Source organism: Winogradskyella eckloniae (genome assembly GCF_013249045.1).
In the GTDB taxonomy this organism is placed as follows: domain Bacteria; phylum Bacteroidota; class Bacteroidia; order Flavobacteriales; family Flavobacteriaceae; genus Winogradskyella; species Winogradskyella eckloniae.
Map to the genome: position 1 here is coordinate 299,868 of NZ_JABRWP010000001.1, position 20,271 is coordinate 320,138.

The window sequence follows — 20,271 nt, forward strand, 5'->3', positions numbered from 1 at the left end:
TTGAAAATTTTGACTGTAATAAATACAGAAAACATCAATGTAACATGTGTCTTGTTTTTGTAATAACTGTTTGTGGAAATGTGCTTAGCAGGTTTGCTAATGACTGAAAACAAAAAATCCGAAACAGTTTTTAATTGGCTTCGGATTTTTCATTTATAAATTTGAAAAGTTTATCTAACGATAATCACGAAGCATCACAAAAGGCGGTATTCCTTCTGGACAGTTTTGATATGTTATAAATAAACTCATAGTTTCTAATTTTTAATTCAACTTATGTTTTGGTTGAAATGCGATGCAAATATTTAGCTTTTTTTTCGACTTTACAAAATTTAATTTTTCAGTTTCAGAAAATTCATGCCCTTAATACGAAGTATTAACTTTTTTTGAAAAAAGCAAATAATTTTTTTGACAGCGCTTTTTTTTTAGATTTAGGTTCATTTATTTCGACGTTTTGAATTGTTTTAGATACTGTTTTTCCAGATTTTAAAATTGCCTTTTTCTGATTCATATTTTGGCAAGTTTTTAATAAAGAATATGTTTCTAAAGCTAATTGTTTTACATCTGAATAGTAAGTGCTTTCTGAGTAGTGTTGCAGCTTAATTAAGTCGAATTGATCCCACAAACTAAAGAAATTCCACATAGTTTTAGTTTCTGATTCATAATCAAAATGCATCATTATTTTACTTAGACTAGTGTATATTTTATCATAGTTTTCAGTGTGGATTATACGGTTACATTCTTTTTCAATAATTAGTACAATTAATTCATCTTTATCGAATTTTGAGAATGTGAGTTCTTCAAGTTGAATACGCCATTTTTCACTTTTATAATTAATAGTTATTATCTGGTAAATAAAAGTGTTCGTTTTAATTTTTGAAATTATTTCTTCAGAATGATATAACCATGTTTCAAATTCTTCAATGCTTATATCATTAACTAATACTTCGAATATTTTCAGCTTTAAAGTTTCCATTTTATTAATTTTAATCAAATGTCTTTAGATGTTGCGCAATCTTTTTGCGTAGTATGTTTTTTGTTTTAAATTAGACCAGGCGTTATAATAAAATATAAGTTGTTTTACTCAGGCATTAAAGTTGTGGTGTGTTTAGTGATTTAAGTTTTAAACCCTCTCAATCTTATGAAATACATTTTATGTTTTAGCCTTTTATTTTTATGTAGTTTTCAATGTGTAAATGCACAATTAAAAGCTTCAGATAAAGAAAAATTATCAGAACTTTTAACGGAAAAAATTAATGTATTAAGAAAGGCAAAAGGGAAACATCCACTTAAAAGACATCCTGATTTAGTCAAAGCAGCACAATTGCATACGGATTATATGGTTAGTCGTAATTCGCTTAATCATGTAGAGTATAATACTGATTTTCCCAATCCAAAAGAGCGCGTTTTTCATTACAATAAGTCATTTACTAATATTGGAGAGAACATTCTGTATACAAGACCTAAAAAACTACCATTAAGTAAATCTGAATTAGAAAGATTGGCTTACGAGATGTTTAAGTCTTGGCGTAATTCGCCAGGTCATTATGCCAATATGATTTCGGATTCATTTTATTATGCCGATTTTGGATTTGGTTACCATACAACAACCAAACGTGTTTTTGCAACACATGTTTTTGGTAAAAAAGGTCATATAATTGATGGTCAACTTTCTGATAACGCATTTGCTGTTCAGTCTTCGGATGCCACTTGCGACGACCTTGTAGGACCTAATAGTAATATTATTATAAACATTGGTAATGGATTAACAATTATTGATAATGAAGTGATATTGGGTTATCATAGTGTTGAAAATCTTCATGAAATTATTGAAAATAAAAATGATGGATTTGCTATAGATTTAATAGATAGAAATCAATTAATGTGTGGCCAGGAAAATAGACTAGATGCTTCTGATATTTACGAAGGTGTAATGCTAAAACCCGTTTTTAGAGATGAATTATTTGCCTATAATACGGCAGAAAACCCTAAAAGGATAATTGTATCTCTAGGAGAAATTCCGGAACAGCTTAGAGGTAAAAAACTAAGTGCAAATATCATTTTAATTAAAGACGGAAAAAAATGTAGTTACAACGTTCCTTGTTATATACCAAGCCGAAGGTATGCGTTAAGAGATATTAAACCTGAAATTTATACACCAAAAATTGTTTTAAAAACGAAGGGTGTAAATGGTATTTATGAAGTGAGTTTTGATTTTAAAAGCGGAAAAAGCATTCCGGTTACAAATCCAATGCTTGAGGTTGAACCTGAGCAAATTCATTCCATAGACATAAAAAGTTATACCTCTGTAGATGGTAATTCAAAAACGAACAAAATGCTTCACAGTAAACGTGCAGATTATATAAAGAATTATTTAAAAGACCAACTAAATATTAAACCTGAAGCCTTTAAGATTGATGCCAAAGAAAATTGGGAATTATGCTATTACCAAACCGAATTATTGGGATTAGAAAATACTTTAGGTAACAATAAACCTAAGATAAAACGATATTTAGCGGATAATAAAAATGAATTCTGGAAAGAAGCACTCAGCTTACAACGACGTTCTAAGGCAATTATTTACCTCAATGGAAATTGGAAATTAGACGACCCATTAGTACTACATTATAACTTAGTAGACGCCATATTAAATGAAAACTATGATTTAGTAAATAAAGTTTTGGCAGAGATGTATTTAAAAGAGGAAAGCAATCTTTTTTTGTATGAAGAATTTGTGTTAGATTATTTATTTGATGAACCAGAATTGGTGCAAAATGTATCTGCATTACTACTAAAGAACGTTTCCTTTTATTCCTTAGATAACATTGTATTTTTTGTTAGAAATTGGTTATCTAAACCTGAGTTACTGTCCGAAGCTGCTCAAAAAAACCTACTTAATCTTTACGCAATTACCTCAAGACGATTACTAAGTGATTGGGATACAAGTTTAGATGATTTTTCTAAAGTTATGCATCCTGAAAAAGTAGAACCTTTATTTGAAAGTTATAAAAATGAAGATAAAGTAAATCCGTTGTTTTTAAACTACCATATGGCTAGTATTCAGTATTATGCTCAAATAAACTTCAGTTCTAAAATTGACGAATCCTTTGATTTTATAGCAGATTATTTTAAGAGTCAGTCACAAAGTATACAAGATGATACAGATTTAAGTTTATTTTTTAACCGTTGGAGTATGTATCACATGACCATTGAAAAGCTTTATGGGCGTTACGAGTATGATGAATTAGATGAAAATGCTGCATTTGTCTTATTACAAACCTTTGTGCCTTACAGTAAAGAAGGTCAAGAAAGTATATTGTTAGATTTTCATCATTTGGCTATAAAATTCAATAAAGAAAGATGGTGCAAATGGATAGATAAAGATTTTCAGAATTTAAGACAAGATGGTGTGAAAAATCTGTTTTGTAACACATGTAATCAATAATTATGGCAGTAAATAAAAACGCATTAATAAGATATAAAACCATTGATAAATGTCTTCAAAATCAGTTTAGACAATGGACACTGAATGATTTAATAGAAGCCGTTTCTGATGCACTTTATGAATACGAAGGCAAAGATGTTGATGTAAGCAAACGTACTGTGCAATTAGATTTACAAATGATGCGTAGCGATAAGTTAGGTTACAATGCACCAATTGTAGTTTACGACCGAAAGTTTTACAAATACGATGATGCAGATTATAGCATTACAAACAGTCCAATATCTAATCAAGATTTAACCAAACTATCAGAGGCTGTTTCGTTTTTAAAACAATTTCAAGGATTTTCTCATTTTTCGGAATTAGGAAGTATGGTTCAAAAATTAGAAGACCATGTTTACACACAAAAAACACATGAAAAATCGCTAATAGATTTTGAAAAGAACGATAATTTAAAAGGCTTAGAATTTTTAGATGCGCTTTACCAATTTATATTAAAAAAAGAAACGATAGAAATAACTTACCAATCGTTTAAAGCAAGGAAAGAGAACACTTTTTTATTTCATGCTTATCTATTAAAAGAGTACAGAAATCGCTGGTTTTTAATTGGTAAACGCAATAAAAATGAAGGCATTATGAATTTGGCTTTAGATAGAATTATTGCCATTAAAAAAAGTGATAAGCCCTATGTAATTGACCATAATTTTGATATTGAAAACTATTATAACAATGCTATTGGTGTTTCTGTGAGTCCTAATTTAGAGCCAGAACACGTTTTACTTTATGTGACACACAAACAAGCACCATATGTACTAACAAAGCCGTTTCATCACTCGCAAAAAGAAGTGAGTAGAGATTATTATGGTGTAACCATTTCTTTAGATGTGCAGTTAAATTTTGAATTAGAAAAAGAGATTTTAGGTTTAGGCGAAGGCATCAAAGTAATTGCGCCAGAGCGTTTAAAACGAAACATTAAAGAACGTTTATATGATGCTATTGATGCTTATGAAACAGAAATTAATGATAAAAGCTTAAGAACAATTGCAAAACGACTAGAACACAAAGGTTTTGGAATACTTAACCACGTGTACACAAAACGCGATATTAGAAAATTAAAAACTAGGTTCGACGCTTATTTTAGAGAACACAACGAGCCCACTTTTTGTATGCGAGAAGTGTTAAATAAGATGCCAGAACTGAAAGAAATTTTATTCAACAAGAATTTTAAAAAACTCGTAAAATCGATTGATAGAAACGCTTTTTTAACCAAAGCCATTTATTTTGATAAATCGCCAAAAGATAATTGGTATGTAACATGGCATCAAGATGTGCCTATCAATGTATTAGAAAAAATAGAAACAGACGGGTTTACGTCTTGGACCAATAAAAAAGGTGTGATTAGCGTTCGTCCACCAGAAGCGATTTCTAAAAACACATTTTCTATGCGTATACATTTAGATGATACTACTGTAAAAAATGGTGCGCTGAAAGTGATTCCTGGTTCGCATAACAAACAGTTAAGCACTGAAGACATTAAATTAATTAGTACTAATTCTATTCCTTTTGTCAGTGAAGTTGCTTCAGGTGGTGTTCAGTTATTAAAACCATTAGTGTTGCATGCTTCCTCTGAAACAACAGTACAAAAAAGAAGACGCGTTTTGCATTTAGAATTTTCGTCTATAGAGCTTCCAAATGGTTTGAGTTATGCAGAGCGAGAAGATTTATTTGGCAATTGAAATGTAAATTTCTGTACCTGATTTTATTTCCTCAGAATGTTCAATAAAAATTGATTCTGACTTATATTCGGCTTCAATTAACCAGTTACTACCATTAAAATAAGCCGTTTTTACAATTACTTTTAAATTAGATTGTGCTACAATTTTAATTTGATTGGCATATACAATTCCAAAAGGCGCAATGACATTAAATTCTCCAAAAAACGAGGCGATTAAAGGTGTTTTTGGGTTGTTGTAAATGTGTTGTGGTGTGTCTTTTTCTATAATTTTAGAATCGTGAATAACGAGTAATTGGTCTGAAAAACCAAGGACATCATTTTTATCGTGTGTGGCAACAACGCAAGCAATATTATTGTCTTTTAAATATTTAAAAACGCTTCGTCTTAGCGATTGTTTTTTAAAATTATCAATATGACTAAAGGGTTCGTCTAGTAGAAGAATTTCGGGTTGTTTTGCTAAGGCTCTCGCGATGGCTACACGCTGCTTTTGACCTCCACTGAGTAATTTTACTTTGGTGTTGGAAAAGGCTTCTAATTCTACAACTTTTATAAGTTCTGCTGTGCGCTTTTGTTTTTCTTCAGGATAGAAACGAGACAGGTATTTACCAATATTTTCTTCGACTGTAATGAAAGGCATAAGGTCGAATTCTTGAGTCACGTATTTCATAAAATCGTAACCAATCACTAAGTTGTGTTTAGGACCTAAAATTTCTTCGTCTTTCCAGAAAATATGACCTTGTTTTAAATCGTATTCGCCATAAATTAGTTTGAGAAGTGTACTTTTTCCTGAGCCACTTTCGCCAATTATAGCAAGATTTTCTCCAGCTTCAACTTTAAAGTCAACCGCTTTTAAAACCTTAGTTTTAGAATACCCAAAAGTGACATGTTTTACTTGAAGCATAATGCAAAGATAGGTCTTTCAAAAAATTAAATTGCATAAAAAAACCGCTTGATTTCTCAAACGGCTTCTTCTGATTTTTAAAATAAGCAAGGTTATTTCTTTATAAATTTTCGTTTCATAATTTTTCCGTGAGACTCTAATCTTAGAAAGTAAACACCACTTGTTAAATTTGATACATCAACTATGGTTGAATTCAATTTAAGGTTAAGAACGCGTTTACCATTAATATCAAAAACGGTTGCTATTTTGTTGGTAATATCAGCAGTTGTTTCAATATTTAATTCGTCTTCTACAGGATTAGGATAGATAGAAAGATCTGCTAAAGTTTCATCAATAACACTTAGCGCTGAACCTTCTGTAATGTTGTGTGTTGTATTTATTGCAGGATTTTCAATATAATCTACATTTCCAGATGGCCAATATATAGTGATACTATTAATAGTTGTGTTAGTTCCTATTCCAAAATGTGTTGTTAATGAACTCATATATTCAAAACCTTCACCACTTCTTACATCTCTTATTTGAGTTCCGGTTGGGGTTTCTAATTCTACCCTTGCACCAATGCCGTTGATATTACTTGTAGTACCAATGGTGTTTATTTTAATCCAATTATTTGCGTTCGTATTATTTAAATAAATATTGCCACTACGAAAAACATCTAAAAACCCATCATTATTGGTGTCACCAATGGCACCACTTTGTGGCATGTTTTCAGAATAATTTGTAAATGTAAAATCGCCATTATTAAATAATATATCACCATTTGTTAAGATGTCTACAAAGCCATCATTATCAAAATCTGCAGGTGCATTTTCTATGCCCATTGGTGCAGTATTTACGCCAGATCCAGAAGTGACGTCTGTAAAAGTGCCGTCGCCATTGTTTTGCATTAATTTAGAGAGTCCGTTTGTACTACTACTTGCACCAACATAAACATCCATATCGCCATCATTATCAAAATCTGCCCAAGCAGAAGACCAGGTTTGTACATTGTCGCCTAAATTAGAACTGTTGTTATGACCATTTCCCGGATAATTGGTGTTATACCAACCTGTATCTGCGACATTAACAAACACACCATTGCCATCATTTCTCCATAACTCGTTTGTACTAATCGTTGTTGAGCCACCACGACACTTAGCAATAAACATGTCCATATCTCTATCGTTATCATAATCAATCCAAACCGTTCCGTAGTTACCGCCTCCAGGTGTTAATCCTAAGCCATTAGGTAAAACCCCAGGACTTTGTCCTTGATAAAAAGTTAAATTGCCAGAACCATCATTGATGTAATAGACATTTGGTTCTACATCATGGCATACAAAAGCATCTAAATGACCATCATTATTTATATCTATAAAATTAGAGCGTTGGGAAAAAACATAATCCGATCCTGAAATTTCGGTATAAGCAGTTCCTGTATTATTAGCACGCATAAAAGTTACACCACCAAAACCACCATATAATAAATCATTATATCCATTTCTATCAAAGTCACCAGCCGCTAAGCTCCAATTTGGTGCAAAATCTGCTTGTGATGTCGCAATATTTACAACATTAAATCCGCCTGAGAACAATTGATAGTGTATATTAATATTACTTGAACTAACCGATACAACATCATCTAAAAAGTCGCCATTTAAATCCACTAAAGCAATATCGTAAGATCCTGTTGTATTAATTGGGTTAGCAGTAAATATTACAGGAAAACCAGATGTGTCTACACCTGTTGTGAAACTTTGACATTCCCAACCACTATAACCTTCTACATTACAATCGGCTCTTACACAAACTATATAATCGGATTCTGGTAATAAATTTGTAATAGTATAAAGACTTGAAGCCGTTGGTACTCCAGAAGATGGAAGTGGCTCTGATGCAAGATATACTGCTACTTCCCAATTGGTTTCAGTATCTCCTGCTATCCAACTTGCATCAGCCGATGTTGCAGTGATATTATTAATGGTTAATGAATTAATACTTGGACAAGCTGGTGGTGCACTAGAAACAATATTAACAGAATTAACACAAAATCCCCAACCAAAGGATGTATTGTCATTATAAAATATTCGATATTTAAATCCGGATAATTGAGTGCTAGAAAAATTTGAAATATCTAATTCATCACTGATATAAGACGATGACGTACCGTTACAAAAATTTACAGTACTAGATGAGTTTTCTGATAATTGACTTCCCCAATTTGTCCATTCGCTGGCGTCATTATCCCAATATTGAAGGTGTAGTGTTTCTGCTTGATAAATATTTAAAACATATTGAAATGAAACAAATAATTCTGTTTCGTTAGCTGTAAAGGCAGAATTTAAATTAATTACTGGAGATTCCACTGCGACATTATTTACAGAAGAACCACCTGCAAGATTATCATCAAAAGAGAACGATTCACTTGTTCCTGTAGGATCTTCATAAAGGTAATTGGTATCATAAGAACCAGATAACGTCCATTGACTGTTTGGCCAATCTGCAGATTGCTGTATTTGCTGGGCAAAGCCAATAGTAGAAAATAAGACTAAAAGAATTGCGAATAGTAATGGTTTTTTCATATCAGATTTTTTAGTTGCAGTTAGAGTTTAAAGTGTTGATCCATTCTTCAATTAATTCTGCACCTTCTTTATGGACAATAGATCGCGCTAAAAGTGGCATTCTGTCTGAAGGTTCCACGGAATTTATTCTATAATATAATACCGAATTTCTTGCATCTCCAGATTCTACGATATGACCTAAGTCAAAACCAAGGTCTGTATCTGCTTCTACACAAACACCTAAATTGGTTGGGTTGTGTGTGTCTGAGAAATCAAATCTTAAGGGTCTGTAGGCGCAATGTGTTTCTTCAGAATGACAATGTGCACAGTTAACATCTACGTATGCTCTTACACGCAGTTCTAATGTTTCATCACTATCATTATAGTTTGGTAATTTGGCTATAGTATTAGGCAACGTGTTTTCTAAGTAACCAAGGTCTACTAATTTATTTAATTGATTTGAATAACCATCGCTATAGTTATAACTTAAATTTAAGTTTCTTGGTTTTGGACCTATAGGTTTTGGTGTTTCTAATACTTTATGACATGTGTGGCATTCTGCTCCAGAAGGAATTCTATACTGAACAGATTTTACTTCATCTTCTTGTTGCCATTGTAAATCTACAGTACTGCCATTCATATCCAAAACGGCTTCGGTTTGTTCAGTATTCCAGACATAGTTTGCAAAGGTCCATCCGTCTTGTTTTTTAATCATTAATCTAGTTTCAATGATTTGGCGAGTGTTTTCTGGTAGAACGTTGTCAAAATAAAAGTTTTTAACTAAAATAGTGCCGAGAGGAAAGTCTAAAACCTGGTCATCACTTATATATGAAGCCTTACTGTTTATTGGCATCCATAGAAAACGTTGTTTTTTAGCATAATCACTAAATAATGATGAATTTAGAGCATAAGGAATAACACTATTTGTAGGTTCTAGATCTTTAATATCATTCTCAAATAGTTGATATTCTGAAAGTAAAGGGTAAGGCATATTTGCTAAATCAAAATTAACAATTGATGCAGTATCTAATGGTGTTATACCATCATCTTTTCCGCAGGCATAGAGCAGAAAAAGAGAAAGAAGTAAGACAAAGTAATTTTTTTTCATGCACTGCTTTTACAACATTAATAAAACAGTTGAGAACAAAATAATCCTACCTTAAACGGAGACTAAATTGAATTTAAACTTAAGCTTTTTTTGTCTAACTTCAATTTATTATTAAAAATAATATAAATATGAGCGTGTTTTTAGATCTATTTAAACATATTATATTTTAAAAGAAAGAATCGATTTAATACGTTAAACCTAATATATTTATTAAATCTAAAATAGAGGTAAATGAAATACATAGGCGCAAAAAAGGCAATTAGTTTACTTTTATTATAAAGTAATGGCTTAAGTTTTACTAGGTATCTAAAATATTTTTCTGGTGTCATTATAAAACTAATGACACTTTTTATAGGACTATTTATTTTTGGAGGACTGTAAGTAATTCCTACCTTATTGTCTCCTACATTTTGATAAAAGCCATGACTCAGAGTTTCTAAAAATTTTATTTTTCTGGTTTTTTGTAATAGACCAACTTTTAAAGCCATCTTAGAAATAGCATCTTGCATGTCTTCTTGGCTATAGCATAAAGGCTCTAAAGTTGTTAAAAGCATTTTGTGTAGCTTTAACATTTCATCTTGATGTGCTTTTATGTGGTTATCATACAGCCATTTTTCTTCAGGCTTATGATACTCAAAAGAATAGTTTTCTTCATTTAAACGATAGCCTAATGCACTTCCATGATCTGCTGCTGAGAATTGCTCATACAGTTGCATGTTTGCCATTAATATACGATCATTATAATTGACGTATGGAAGCAAAGAAAAATTAAGTCCATAACGTTGCGTTTTAGGTTGAATATCATAAATTTCACCTAAACCTAAATAGTAACCCGTTACTGGAATTTTTCCTTCAAAAAACTTATAAATGGATTCTTGCATGGTGCCTCCCCAACCAATATCTACAAGTGCAATTCCATTGGTTTCAATATTAGAATTAAAGGAATGGATATAGGCTTTAAACGCATCGTGACTTTCTTGTCGATGCGCATTATAATATGATATAAATGTTTTGTTGTCTTTTAAATCTTGAAAACACGAAGATTTAAAAAATTGTTCAATTACTGTTTTGCCTTCAACCTGTATTTCACTGATAATTTTAGCGGTTAAATCTTCAGGGCAATTAATGGTAAAAAGAAAATCTTCTGGAGAAAGGTTGTAATATTTTTTTTGTAAATACCCAAAATCTTCCTGGTCGAGTTCCTTTAATGCAATTTGAAGCGATGCTTGCCTCGATATTTTTAAGTAATGTGTATTAATTTTTTTACTGTCATCTAAGGCTGTAAAGTCTTGATACGAATCGAATAGTTTTTTTAGGTATTGTCCCTCTCGCGATAAAAAGAACAAATCTTTTAAGTTTTGTTTTTTAGCAGTTTCATACATTCTTTCCACAAACGTATGATAATGCATTATATATTCTGTATAAGGTATTGACACACTGCTTTGCGCTTTTTTGTAAACTTGAGTTACAATTTTATTTAAACGCTTTTTGTCGTTACCGAAGTTGTTTCGTTTATTCTTTTTTAGATATTTTTTGTGTGGAAGTTGATAAGCATTCAATCCATTTTTTATGGCATTGGTATAATCACTTCTTAAATTATCACCAATCATCATGACCTCATTGGCATCAATAGATAATTCTGAAAGAATAGGTTGGTAAATTGAACCTTTGTGTTTACTTTTTTCTAATTCTGCTGAACTATAAACATGGTCAAACAAATCTAAAATACCATGATGTCTTAATAGCTTTTCGAATAAAGTTTTAGACCCATAAAAATCGGATACCAAAATGATTTTTCCGCCTTGAGATTTAAAATACTTTATGGTATCTAAAACATCTTGGTTTAAATATTGTACACTAGATTCTGCTCTTACATCTGCAGCCTCAAAAAGTGAAAGAAATTCATCCTTTTCGTTTATAGAAATTATGTCTGCATTGATTAAACGCTTGCAAATTTCATTTTGTAACGCATGGTAAGGAATTTCAACATCTTCAAGACTTAGTTTTTTTATTAAGTACTTTACTGAAGCTTGTCTTGTAAAATATAGCTCATCAATAGAGGCAGACAATCCCATCTCCTTAATCATAAGTTTCGCCCAAATACGCTGTGTGTAGTTTGGATGTACTTTTCTATGGAGAATAGTATCGTAATAATCCGTAAAAAGAAATTTTATTTTTTTCTCTTTGAGTTGTTTATGAAGTGGTTTAAGTGACAATGAACTTGTTTTAATTAATAGCTAGTTAATATTACCCTTTTACTTTTTCTTCTGTTTTAGACGGCAACACTTCATATCCCATATTGTAAAGTGTAAATCCATAGATATCTGCATACTGCTCAATTGTTTTGCTAACAGGTGTTCCTGCACCATGCCCAGCATCGGTTTCAATTCTTATAAGTGTTGGGTTGTTACCTGATTGTTTACTTTGTAATTCTGCAGCAAATTTAAAACTGTGTGCTGGTACTACACGATCATCATGATCTCCTGTTGTTACCATTGTTGCTGGATATTTTACACCTTCTTTTACATTATGTACTGGTGAATAGCCTTTGAGATAGTCAAACATTTCTTTGCTGTCTTCCGCAGTTCCATAATCGTAAGCCCAACCTGCTCCTGCAGTAAATGTGTGATAACGAAGCATATCTAAAACACCTACAGCTGGTAATGCCACTTTCATTAAATCTGGGCGTTGTGTCATCGTTGCACCAACTAATAAGCCTCCATTAGAGCCTCCTCTAATGGCTAAATAATCTGAAGAGGTATAATTTTCAGAAATTAAATATTCTGCAGCCGCAATAAAATCATCAAATACATTTTGTTTTTGAAGTTTAGTACCTGCATCATGCCATGCTTTTCCATATTCTCCACCACCTCGTAAGTTAGGCACTGCATAAATTCCGCCTTGCTCCATCCAAACGGCATTGGCAATGCTAAAACTTGGTGTTAAACTCACATTAAATCCACCATATCCATAAAGAATGGTTGGGTTTTTACCATTAAGTTCAAGACCTTTTTTGTGTGTTATAATCATTGGCACTTTTGTACCATCCTTAGATTTATAAAAAATTTGTTTGCTAGTATAATGATCTGGATTAAAATCGATGTCTGGTTTTCTATATAATTCAGAAGTTCCTTTCTCAATATTATATTTATAAATGCTTCCAGGTGTTACATAGTTTGTAAAAGAATAATATAGTTCTGCATCTTTTTTCTTTGCGCCAAATCCTCTAGCACTACCTACACCAGGCAATTCTATTTCTCGTACTAATTTACCATTATAATCATATTGCAATACTTTAGAAACAGCGTCAACCATATAATTTGCAAAAAAGTAACCACCACCAGTTGAAGGGGTTAAAACGTTTTCGGTTTCAGGAATAAAATCCACCCAATTTTCTGGTGTTGGGTTAGAGGCATCAACGGTAACTATTTTTTCATTTGGCGCACCTAAGTTTGTCATTATATAAAGCTTAGAACCTACATTTTCTATGATATTTGTATCTGAATCTGTGTGTCCTAAAATTTCAATCAATGGCGCACTTGGTTTGGTTAAGTCTTTTATGTAAAGTTTATTTCCAGAGGTTGAAACACGTGGAGAAATCACTAAATAATGATCATCTTCGGTAACACCACCATAGATATATCTATGTTTTTCTTCAGGTGTGCCACCAAAAATTAATTGGTCTTGTGATTGTTTAGTGCCAAGCTTGTGGTAGTACACCTTATGTTGATCTGTTTTTGCAGATAACGCACTTCCTTTTGGTTTGTCGTAACTAGAGTAGTAAAAGCCTTCGTTTTTATACCAAGACATGCCACTAAATTTTATATCTACTAAAGTATCTTCTATGATGTCTTTAGTTTCGGTATCCATTATAAGAATTTTTCTCCAATCACTTCCGCCTTCAGAAATAGAATACGCTAGTGTTTTTCCGTCTTTAGAAAAGCTCGTTCCACCTAATGAAATGGTGCCATCTTCTTTAAAGGTATTTGGGTCTAAAAATACTTCTGCTGTACTCGGATCATCTCCTGTTTTATATCTGTAAATTACATATTGGTTTTGTAAACCATCATTTTTATAGAAATAGGTGTAATCTCCTTCTTTAAAAGGCGAACCAATTTTTTCGTAATTCCAAAGTTTGGTAAGTCTTTCTTTTAATTCTTCACGATATGGAATATTATCTAAATAGCCAAAAGTGCTGATGTTCTGAGTTTTTACCCATGCTTCGGTTTCTTTGCTCTTATCATCTTCTAACCAGCGATAAGGGTCTACAACGGCCTCACCAAATAAGGTGTCTACAACATTTATCTTATTGGTTTCTGGGTAATTTACACTAATTGTTTTCAAATTTTCGGTTTCGTTTTTACAAGAAACAAAAATACATAGTGCCAAAGCAACTAGAAGTAATTTTTTCATAAATATGGTTTTTTTGAAATATAACAAATTCGTTATTTCAAAGATAATATTTTCGTCTTCTGGTCAGTACCAAAAGACGAAAATATTAAAGGTAAAAGGGGAGTGCAATATAAAAATAATTATAGCAATATAATTAATTAATTAGTTGAAACACACGAATTTATCGCTATTTTGAGTTTCGACTATATTATTAATATTTCTTATACTAAATCATTATTAACAAGGAATTCTGCTATCTGTACGGTGTTTGTTGCTGCACCTTTTCTAAGGTTGTCACTTACCACCCAAAGGTTAAGCGCATTTGGTTGTGAACCATCGCGTCTTATTCGTCCAACAAAGACATCATCTTTACCATGAGCATACATTGGCATAGGATAGGTATTGGTGTCTAAATTATCTTGAATGGTTACACCATCTGTACTGTTAAGAAGTTCTTTAACTTCAGCTATGTCGTATTCGTTTTCAAACTCTACGTTAATAGCTTCACTATGTCCACCTGCTGTTGGTATTCTTACAGCAGTAGCTGTTACTGCAATAGAACGATCACCTAATATTTTTTGAGTTTCATTAACCAATTTCATTTCTTCTTTGGTGTAGCCATTATCTTCAAAAACATCACAATGCGGAATTGCATTTTTATGAATTGGGTAAGGATAAGCCATATCACCTTCTTTACCTGCAATTTCGTTTTCTAATTGTTCTACAGCTTTTACGCCTGTTCCAGAAACGGATTGATATGTTGAAACGATGATTCGTTTAATTTTATATTTTTTGTGTAATGGCGCTAATGCCATTACCATTTGTATGGTTGAGCAGTTTGGGTTAGCAATAATTTTATCTGTTTTTGTTAACTCATTGGCATTAATTTCTGGAACAACAAGTTTTTTAGTTTGATCCATTCTCCATGCTGAAGAATTATCAATTACAGTGGTACCAGCTTCTGCAAATTTAGGAGCCCATTCTAATGAAGTAGAGCCTCCAGCAGAAAACAATGCAATGTCTGGTTTTGCCTCAATAGCAGAAGGAATACTAATTACAGCAATATCTTTCCCTTTGAATTTTATTTTTTTACCTACTGAACGCTCAGAAGCGACTAATAATAATTCATCTACATGGAAATTACGTTCTTCTAAAACGTTAAGCATTACATTTCCTACTAAACCTGTTGCGCCTACGATAGCTACTTTCATTTTTTAATTTTTTAAATAAATTCTAAGCAAAGCTACATAAAAAACCTCTTTTTTTTAATTTAACTTTGGCTTATAACAATAAAAAACAAAATGTTAACTATTTAACATTTGCATAAAAAAACCCAGACAATAATTATCTGGGTTTGGTTATTAAAATATAGTGTAGCGGTGTCGCTATACGTGTTTTATTTTTTTAAAGCATCTCTAATCTCAGTTAATAAATCAACTTCAGATGGTCCTGCTGGTGCTGGCTCTTCTGCTGGCGCTTTAGTTTTATTGTATGCTTTCACTATGATGAACATAACAAACCCAACAATTAGTAAGTTGATGATGGTATTTACCCAACTTCCCCACATTATTGCGTTTTCAGGAGTTGTAACTGCACCTGCAGCATCTACGATTGCCTCGTCTAAGACGATTTTTTTGTCTGCGAAGTCCATACCACCAGAAAAGTGACCTACAACTGGCATAACGATATTGTTAACAAATCCGGTAACAACGCCTCCAATGGCACCAGCCATGATAACAGCAACTGCAAATTCTACAACGTTGCCTGTCATGATAAAATTCTTAAATTCTTTTAACATAATTTCAATAGTTATTAGTTAGTAATTAGCTAACAAATGTAGTATAAAAAAGTTAAAAGTTAAAATTAAAAATTTATTTTGCATCAATGACGATGCGCTTAACACGTTGAGAAACAGATGTTATAATTTCGTATGAAATGGTTTTTGCAGATTGCGATAAGTTACTTGCTGTATTTTCAGAATTAAAGATGATAACTTCATCTCCTTCTTTACATTCTATATTAGTAATGTTTACCATTATCATATCCATACAAACGTTGCCAATGATCGGCGCTTTTTTGCCATTGATTATAACAAAACCATTGCCATTACCATAAATACGATTAATGCCATCTGCATGCCCAATTGGTATTGTTGCCGTTTTTTCATTGCTCGTTGCGTTATACGCTCTATTATAGCCAACGGTTTCCTCGTTTTCAATACTATGTATCTGTGATATTACAGATTTTAAACTAGCGATAGGTTTAAGATTTTTGTCTTCTTGTGCAGAATTTCCAAATCCATATAAGCCAATACCAGATCTTACCATATCTAAATGGGCTTCACGATAATTAAGTATTCCAGAGGTGTTACAAATATGAAACCATGGTTGCAACTTTAGTTTTTCTTTAAACTTTTCAGAAATAGATTTAAATTTTTTTATTTGAAGTTGAGTAAATGCGAGTTCCTTAGAATCTTCACTTGCAGCAAGATGTGAAAACACGGATTTTACAATAATTGAAGATGTGTTTTCAAGTTTTGAAACAATAGCTTCAACATCATGTTCTAAAAACCCTAACCGATTTAAACCTGTATTAAACTTAATATGTACAGGATATTTTTGTTGAGATTGCGTCTCTGCAATTTTAATAAATTCATCTAAGACATGATGGCTATAGATACTTGGTTCTAGGCAACGCTCAATAAGTGTTTTAAAATTTAATGATTGAGGATGAAGTACTAAAATGGGTGAAGTAACTCCAGCATCTCTTAAAGCAACACCTTCTTTTACATAGGCGACAGCAAAATAATCTACGTTTAAGGTTTCGAGATGTTTTGCAACAATTACAGAATCACTTCCGTACGCAAATGCCTTAACTACAGCTAAAAATTTAGTGTCTGGTTGTAGTTTTGATTTTATGTAATTGAAATTATGTGTTAGCGCACTTAAATCAATTTCAAGAACCGTTTCTAGTGCTTTAGACATTTTTATTTGGGTCTTTAGAATCTAATTCTTTAGCATCGTTTACTTTTAATTGACGGATTTTATCGCGTTGTATACTTTTGTAATAAGCAGCTCTACTGAGCGGTTCGTATTCATCGACTTCACCAAGTAAAACCAAATCATCGCTTAATGCTTTTCTGTAACTATATTGTGCTAAATTTCCTGTTTTGGTGCATACAGCGTGTACTTTAGTGACATATTCTGCAGTGGCCATTAAGTATGGCATTGGTCCAAATGGGTTGCCCTTAAAGTCCATATCTAATCCGGCTACTATGACTCTAATACCTTTATTGGCTAAATCGTTACAAATTCTAACAATTTCATCATCAAAAAACTGAGCCTCGTCAATACCTACAACATCACAACCATCCGCTAAAATGGGAATATTGGCAGCAGCAGGTACAGGTGTGGAACGGATTTCGTTAGCATCATGAGATACTACCATTTCTTCATCATAACGCACATCTACAGCTGGTTTAAAAATTTCAACCTTTTGTTTTGCAAATTGAGCACGCTTAAGTCTTCGGATTAATTCTTCGGTCTTGCCAGAGAACATCGATCCGCAGATGACTTCAATCCACCCAAATTGTTCTTTCTGATTTACTGTATTTTCGAGAAACATTTTGTAATTTTAGCACTAAATCGAAGTGTATCTTCGTTTTGTATAAAGGTCTCGCAAATTTATTAAAAATCAAAAGTAAAACTTACGAAAAGATGAAAAAGAAATTAGAATCAGAATTAGTTAGCATAGCACATAGGATTCTAAAACTAAAAGGACGAGAGGATGTTGATCTCTTGCATGCGGAAGTTTCTAAGCTTTATGAGAAATTAACGGTTTTAAAATTCGCCCAAGAAAATTTTGAAGAACGTATGCCAACTATTGGTAATGATTCCTCGTTTTTTGATATGTTAGATACAGCATTTAACAATAAAGTTAGTGATAATATTGAAGTTGAAAATAAAACATACGTCAACGTAGATGAGGTTGAAGATGATGAAATTATAGAACCTGTGATGACAAAGATTAAGGATATGTTTGAGCATATGCCACAAGAAACAAAACCCATAGATCCTGTATTAGAAAAAGCGTTATCGCAAGAGGTTGAAACGCCTGCCACAACAATTGAGTTTGAAAATATTACCTCTGGTTTTGAAGATATGCCAGAATTTGAGCCTATTGAAGACGCTAAAAAACGTGAGGCAGAATCTGCAAAGAAATCACTAAATGACAAGTTAAAAGGAAAACGCCTCAATATTGGACTAAATGATAAATTGGCATTTATAAAGCACTTATTTGATGGTAAAAATGAAGATTACGATCGTGTAATTTCTCAGATTAACACCATGCATTCTTTGGAAGATACGAAACAATTAATTTTAGAAATGGTTAAACCAGACTATAATAATTGGGTTGGAAAAGAGGAGTTTGAAACACGTTTTATGGATTTGGTAGAAGGGAAGTTTAGTTAATATATTTATTAGATGAGCAAACTCTACCTTGTCCCAACACCAATAGGAAATTTAAAAGACATTACTTTTAGAGCTGTTGAGGTTTTAAAAACCGTGGATTTAATTTTGGCCGAAGACACCAGAACTTCAGGGAAACTTTTAAAGCATTTTGAAATCACTACACAGATGCAAAGCCATCATATGCATAACGAGCATAAAACGGTTAATCAATTGGTAGAAAAATTAAAAGCCGGTTTAACCATTGCCGTCATTAGTGATGCTGGCACACCAGCTATTTCAGATCCAGGATTTTTATTAGTAAGAGCATGCGTAGAAAACCATATTGAAGTAGATTGTTTACCAGGCGCAACCGCTTTTGTGCCAGCTTTAGTAAATAGTGGTTTGCCTAATGATAAGTTTGTTTTTGAAGGTTTTTTACCTGTTAAAAAAGGACGGCAAACACGTTTTTTACTGTTAGCTGAAGAAACCAGAACCATGATTTTTTATGAAAGTCCACACAAATTAGTGAAGACCTTAGGGCATTTTTGCGAGTATTTTGGAGAAGACAGACCAGTTTCAGTTTCTCGCGAAATAACCAAACTCTACGAAGAAACCATAAGAGGTACAGCAAAAGAAGTATTAGAACACTACACCAACAAGCCACCTAAAGGCGAAATTGTAATAATCGTTGGTGGAAAAAGTAAATAAAATTATGAATTTAGAAGACTTCAAAGAAAAGCTTAAATCTAACCCAAGACAGGTTGAGTTTTTTGAAACCATGATGATCATAAAAGAGTATTATGAGTTTACGCCTACTGCTTTTACTAATGGACCAATAGAAAATATAGAAGATCAAAATTCAGGCTCTTGTAAATTATTTGCTTTTGCAATAGATCAGAATTTAAGTAAAGAAGAAACCTTGGCATGTTTTGGCAAATATTATTTTGAAGATGTGCTAGAAAATCCATCTGGTATTGGTCATTTAAACATAAGAAACTTTATAAAAACTGGTTTTGACAGCTTAAGTTTTAAAGACTTTCCACTAAAAAAGAAGTAACTTGTAATCCTGAATTTATTTCAGGATCTAATTAAAATTATTTCTTTGGAAGATTTACTTCACAGTATTAGTCAATGCACTATTTGCAAAGCACATTTACCATTAGGTCCAAGGCCAGTCGTTACAGCACATATCGATTCTAAGATAGTCATTATTGGTCAAGCACCAGGAACTAAAGTTCATAACTCAGGAATTCCTTGGGACGACCAAAGCGGGAAAAAATTAAGACAATGGCTCAATGTCACAGACGCGCAATTCTACAATACAGAAAATTTTGCCATTATACCTATGGGATTTTGCTATCCAGGAAAAGGCAAAACAGGCGATTTACCACCACGACCAGAATGTGCTCCACAATGGCACGAAGCATTATTAGATATAATGCCAAATGTGGAGTTAATTATTTTAATTGGCGCTTATGCGCAGAAGTATTATCTAAAAGATAAAAAAAACTTGACAGAAAGAGTTGGTGATTACAAGAACTATTTGCCCAACTATTTTCCTGTTCCACATCCATCGCCAACGAATCGATTTTGGCGAAGTAAAAATCCTTGGTTTGAAGAGTTAGTGGTGCTTGAGTTGCAGAAAAAAATAAAAGAGTTGTTATAAAAAACCTCACTATCACTAGCAAGGTTGTCATCTAAT

At 32.5% G+C, this 20,271-nt stretch carries 16 protein-coding genes; 6 read left to right on the forward strand and 10 right to left on the reverse strand.

Annotation, left to right across the window (positions count from 1 at the left end; all coding sequences use genetic code 11):
• Nucleotides 1-373 precede the first annotated feature (373 nt).
• A complete protein-coding gene (locus tag HNV08_RS01385; RefSeq protein WP_173279317.1) occupies nucleotides 374-973 on the reverse strand; it encodes a hypothetical protein in 600 nt (199 codons plus the stop codon).
• Nucleotides 974-1,138: 165 nt separating this feature from the next.
• Here HNV08_RS01385 and HNV08_RS01390 point away from each other — a divergent pair, with 165 nt between their 5' ends.
• Complete coding sequence (locus HNV08_RS01390; protein ID WP_173279318.1) at nucleotides 1,139-3,442, forward strand: CAP domain-containing protein; 2,304 nt, start codon at nucleotides 1,139-1,141, stop codon at nucleotides 3,440-3,442.
• 2 nt (nucleotides 3,443-3,444) lie between these two features.
• Nucleotides 3,445-5,175: a phytanoyl-CoA dioxygenase family protein gene (locus HNV08_RS16405; RefSeq protein ID WP_173279319.1), complete on the forward strand. Its 1,731-nt coding sequence runs from the start codon at nucleotides 3,445-3,447 to the stop codon at nucleotides 5,173-5,175.
• On the opposite strand, the gene HNV08_RS01400 is transcribed toward HNV08_RS16405, so the two are convergent.
• From HNV08_RS01400 to HNV08_RS01440, 9 genes are all read right to left on the reverse strand, one after another.
• Complete coding sequence (locus HNV08_RS01400) at nucleotides 5,161-6,075, reverse strand: ABC transporter ATP-binding protein (RefSeq protein ID WP_173279320.1); 915 nt, start codon at nucleotides 6,073-6,075, stop codon at nucleotides 5,161-5,163. The genes HNV08_RS16405 and HNV08_RS01400 overlap by 15 nt on opposite strands.
• A 92-nt stretch (nucleotides 6,076-6,167) precedes the next feature.
• On the reverse strand, nucleotides 6,168-8,639 hold the full coding sequence (locus HNV08_RS01405; protein ID WP_173279321.1) for an FG-GAP-like repeat-containing protein: 2,472 nt from the start codon (nucleotides 8,637-8,639) through the stop codon (nucleotides 6,168-6,170).
• 10 nt (nucleotides 8,640-8,649) lie between these two features.
• The gene (locus HNV08_RS01410; RefSeq protein ID WP_173279322.1) at nucleotides 8,650-9,726 is read right to left on the reverse strand and encodes a hypothetical protein; all 1,077 of its coding nucleotides are present in this window, start codon (nucleotides 9,724-9,726) and stop codon (nucleotides 8,650-8,652) included.
• A gap of 146 nt (nucleotides 9,727-9,872) precedes the next feature.
• Nucleotides 9,873-11,942, reverse strand: a complete 2,070-nt coding sequence (locus tag HNV08_RS01415; protein ID WP_173279323.1) for an HAD family hydrolase — start codon at nucleotides 11,940-11,942, stop codon at nucleotides 9,873-9,875.
• A 31-nt stretch (nucleotides 11,943-11,973) separates the two neighbouring features.
• Nucleotides 11,974-14,139, reverse strand: a complete 2,166-nt coding sequence (locus HNV08_RS01420; RefSeq protein ID WP_173279324.1) for a prolyl oligopeptidase family serine peptidase — start codon at nucleotides 14,137-14,139, stop codon at nucleotides 11,974-11,976.
• 200 nt (nucleotides 14,140-14,339) lie between these two features.
• Nucleotides 14,340-15,329 carry an aspartate-semialdehyde dehydrogenase gene (locus HNV08_RS01425; RefSeq protein ID WP_173279325.1) on the reverse strand — a complete coding sequence of 330 codons (990 nt, stop codon included), beginning with the start codon at nucleotides 15,327-15,329 and terminating at the stop codon, nucleotides 14,340-14,342.
• Between the two features lie 185 nt (nucleotides 15,330-15,514).
• On the reverse strand, nucleotides 15,515-15,916 hold the full coding sequence (gene mscL / locus HNV08_RS01430; protein ID WP_173279326.1) for a large conductance mechanosensitive channel protein MscL: 402 nt from the start codon (nucleotides 15,914-15,916) through the stop codon (nucleotides 15,515-15,517).
• Between the two features lie 73 nt (nucleotides 15,917-15,989).
• Nucleotides 15,990-17,102: an alanine racemase gene (gene alr, locus HNV08_RS01435; protein WP_173279327.1), complete on the reverse strand. Its 1,113-nt coding sequence runs from the start codon at nucleotides 17,100-17,102 to the stop codon at nucleotides 15,990-15,992.
• On the reverse strand, nucleotides 17,095-17,742 hold the full coding sequence (locus tag HNV08_RS01440) for a thymidine kinase (RefSeq protein WP_173279328.1): 648 nt from the start codon (nucleotides 17,740-17,742) through the stop codon (nucleotides 17,095-17,097). Before HNV08_RS01440 ends, alr begins: the two co-directional genes overlap by 8 nt.
• A gap of 92 nt (nucleotides 17,743-17,834) precedes the next feature.
• Between HNV08_RS01440 and HNV08_RS01445 the strand changes: the two genes are divergently transcribed.
• Genes HNV08_RS01445 through HNV08_RS01460 form a run of 4 tightly spaced genes read left to right on the forward strand, consistent with a single transcriptional unit; the run spans nucleotide 17,835 to nucleotide 20,235 of the window.
• Nucleotides 17,835-18,590 carry a hypothetical protein gene (locus tag HNV08_RS01445; protein WP_173279329.1) on the forward strand — a complete coding sequence of 252 codons (756 nt, stop codon included), beginning with the start codon at nucleotides 17,835-17,837 and terminating at the stop codon, nucleotides 18,588-18,590.
• A gap of 12 nt (nucleotides 18,591-18,602) precedes the next feature.
• On the forward strand, nucleotides 18,603-19,277 hold the full coding sequence (gene rsmI / locus HNV08_RS01450; protein WP_173279330.1) for a 16S rRNA (cytidine(1402)-2'-O)-methyltransferase: 675 nt from the start codon (nucleotides 18,603-18,605) through the stop codon (nucleotides 19,275-19,277).
• Between the two features lie 4 nt (nucleotides 19,278-19,281).
• Nucleotides 19,282-19,626, forward strand: a complete 345-nt coding sequence (locus HNV08_RS01455; protein WP_173279331.1) for a HopJ type III effector protein — start codon at nucleotides 19,282-19,284, stop codon at nucleotides 19,624-19,626.
• 45 nt (nucleotides 19,627-19,671) lie between these two features.
• Entirely contained in the window at nucleotides 19,672-20,235 is a 564-nt protein-coding gene (locus tag HNV08_RS01460; protein WP_173279332.1) for a uracil-DNA glycosylase family protein, read from the forward strand.
• Nucleotides 20,236-20,271 lie beyond the last annotated feature (36 nt).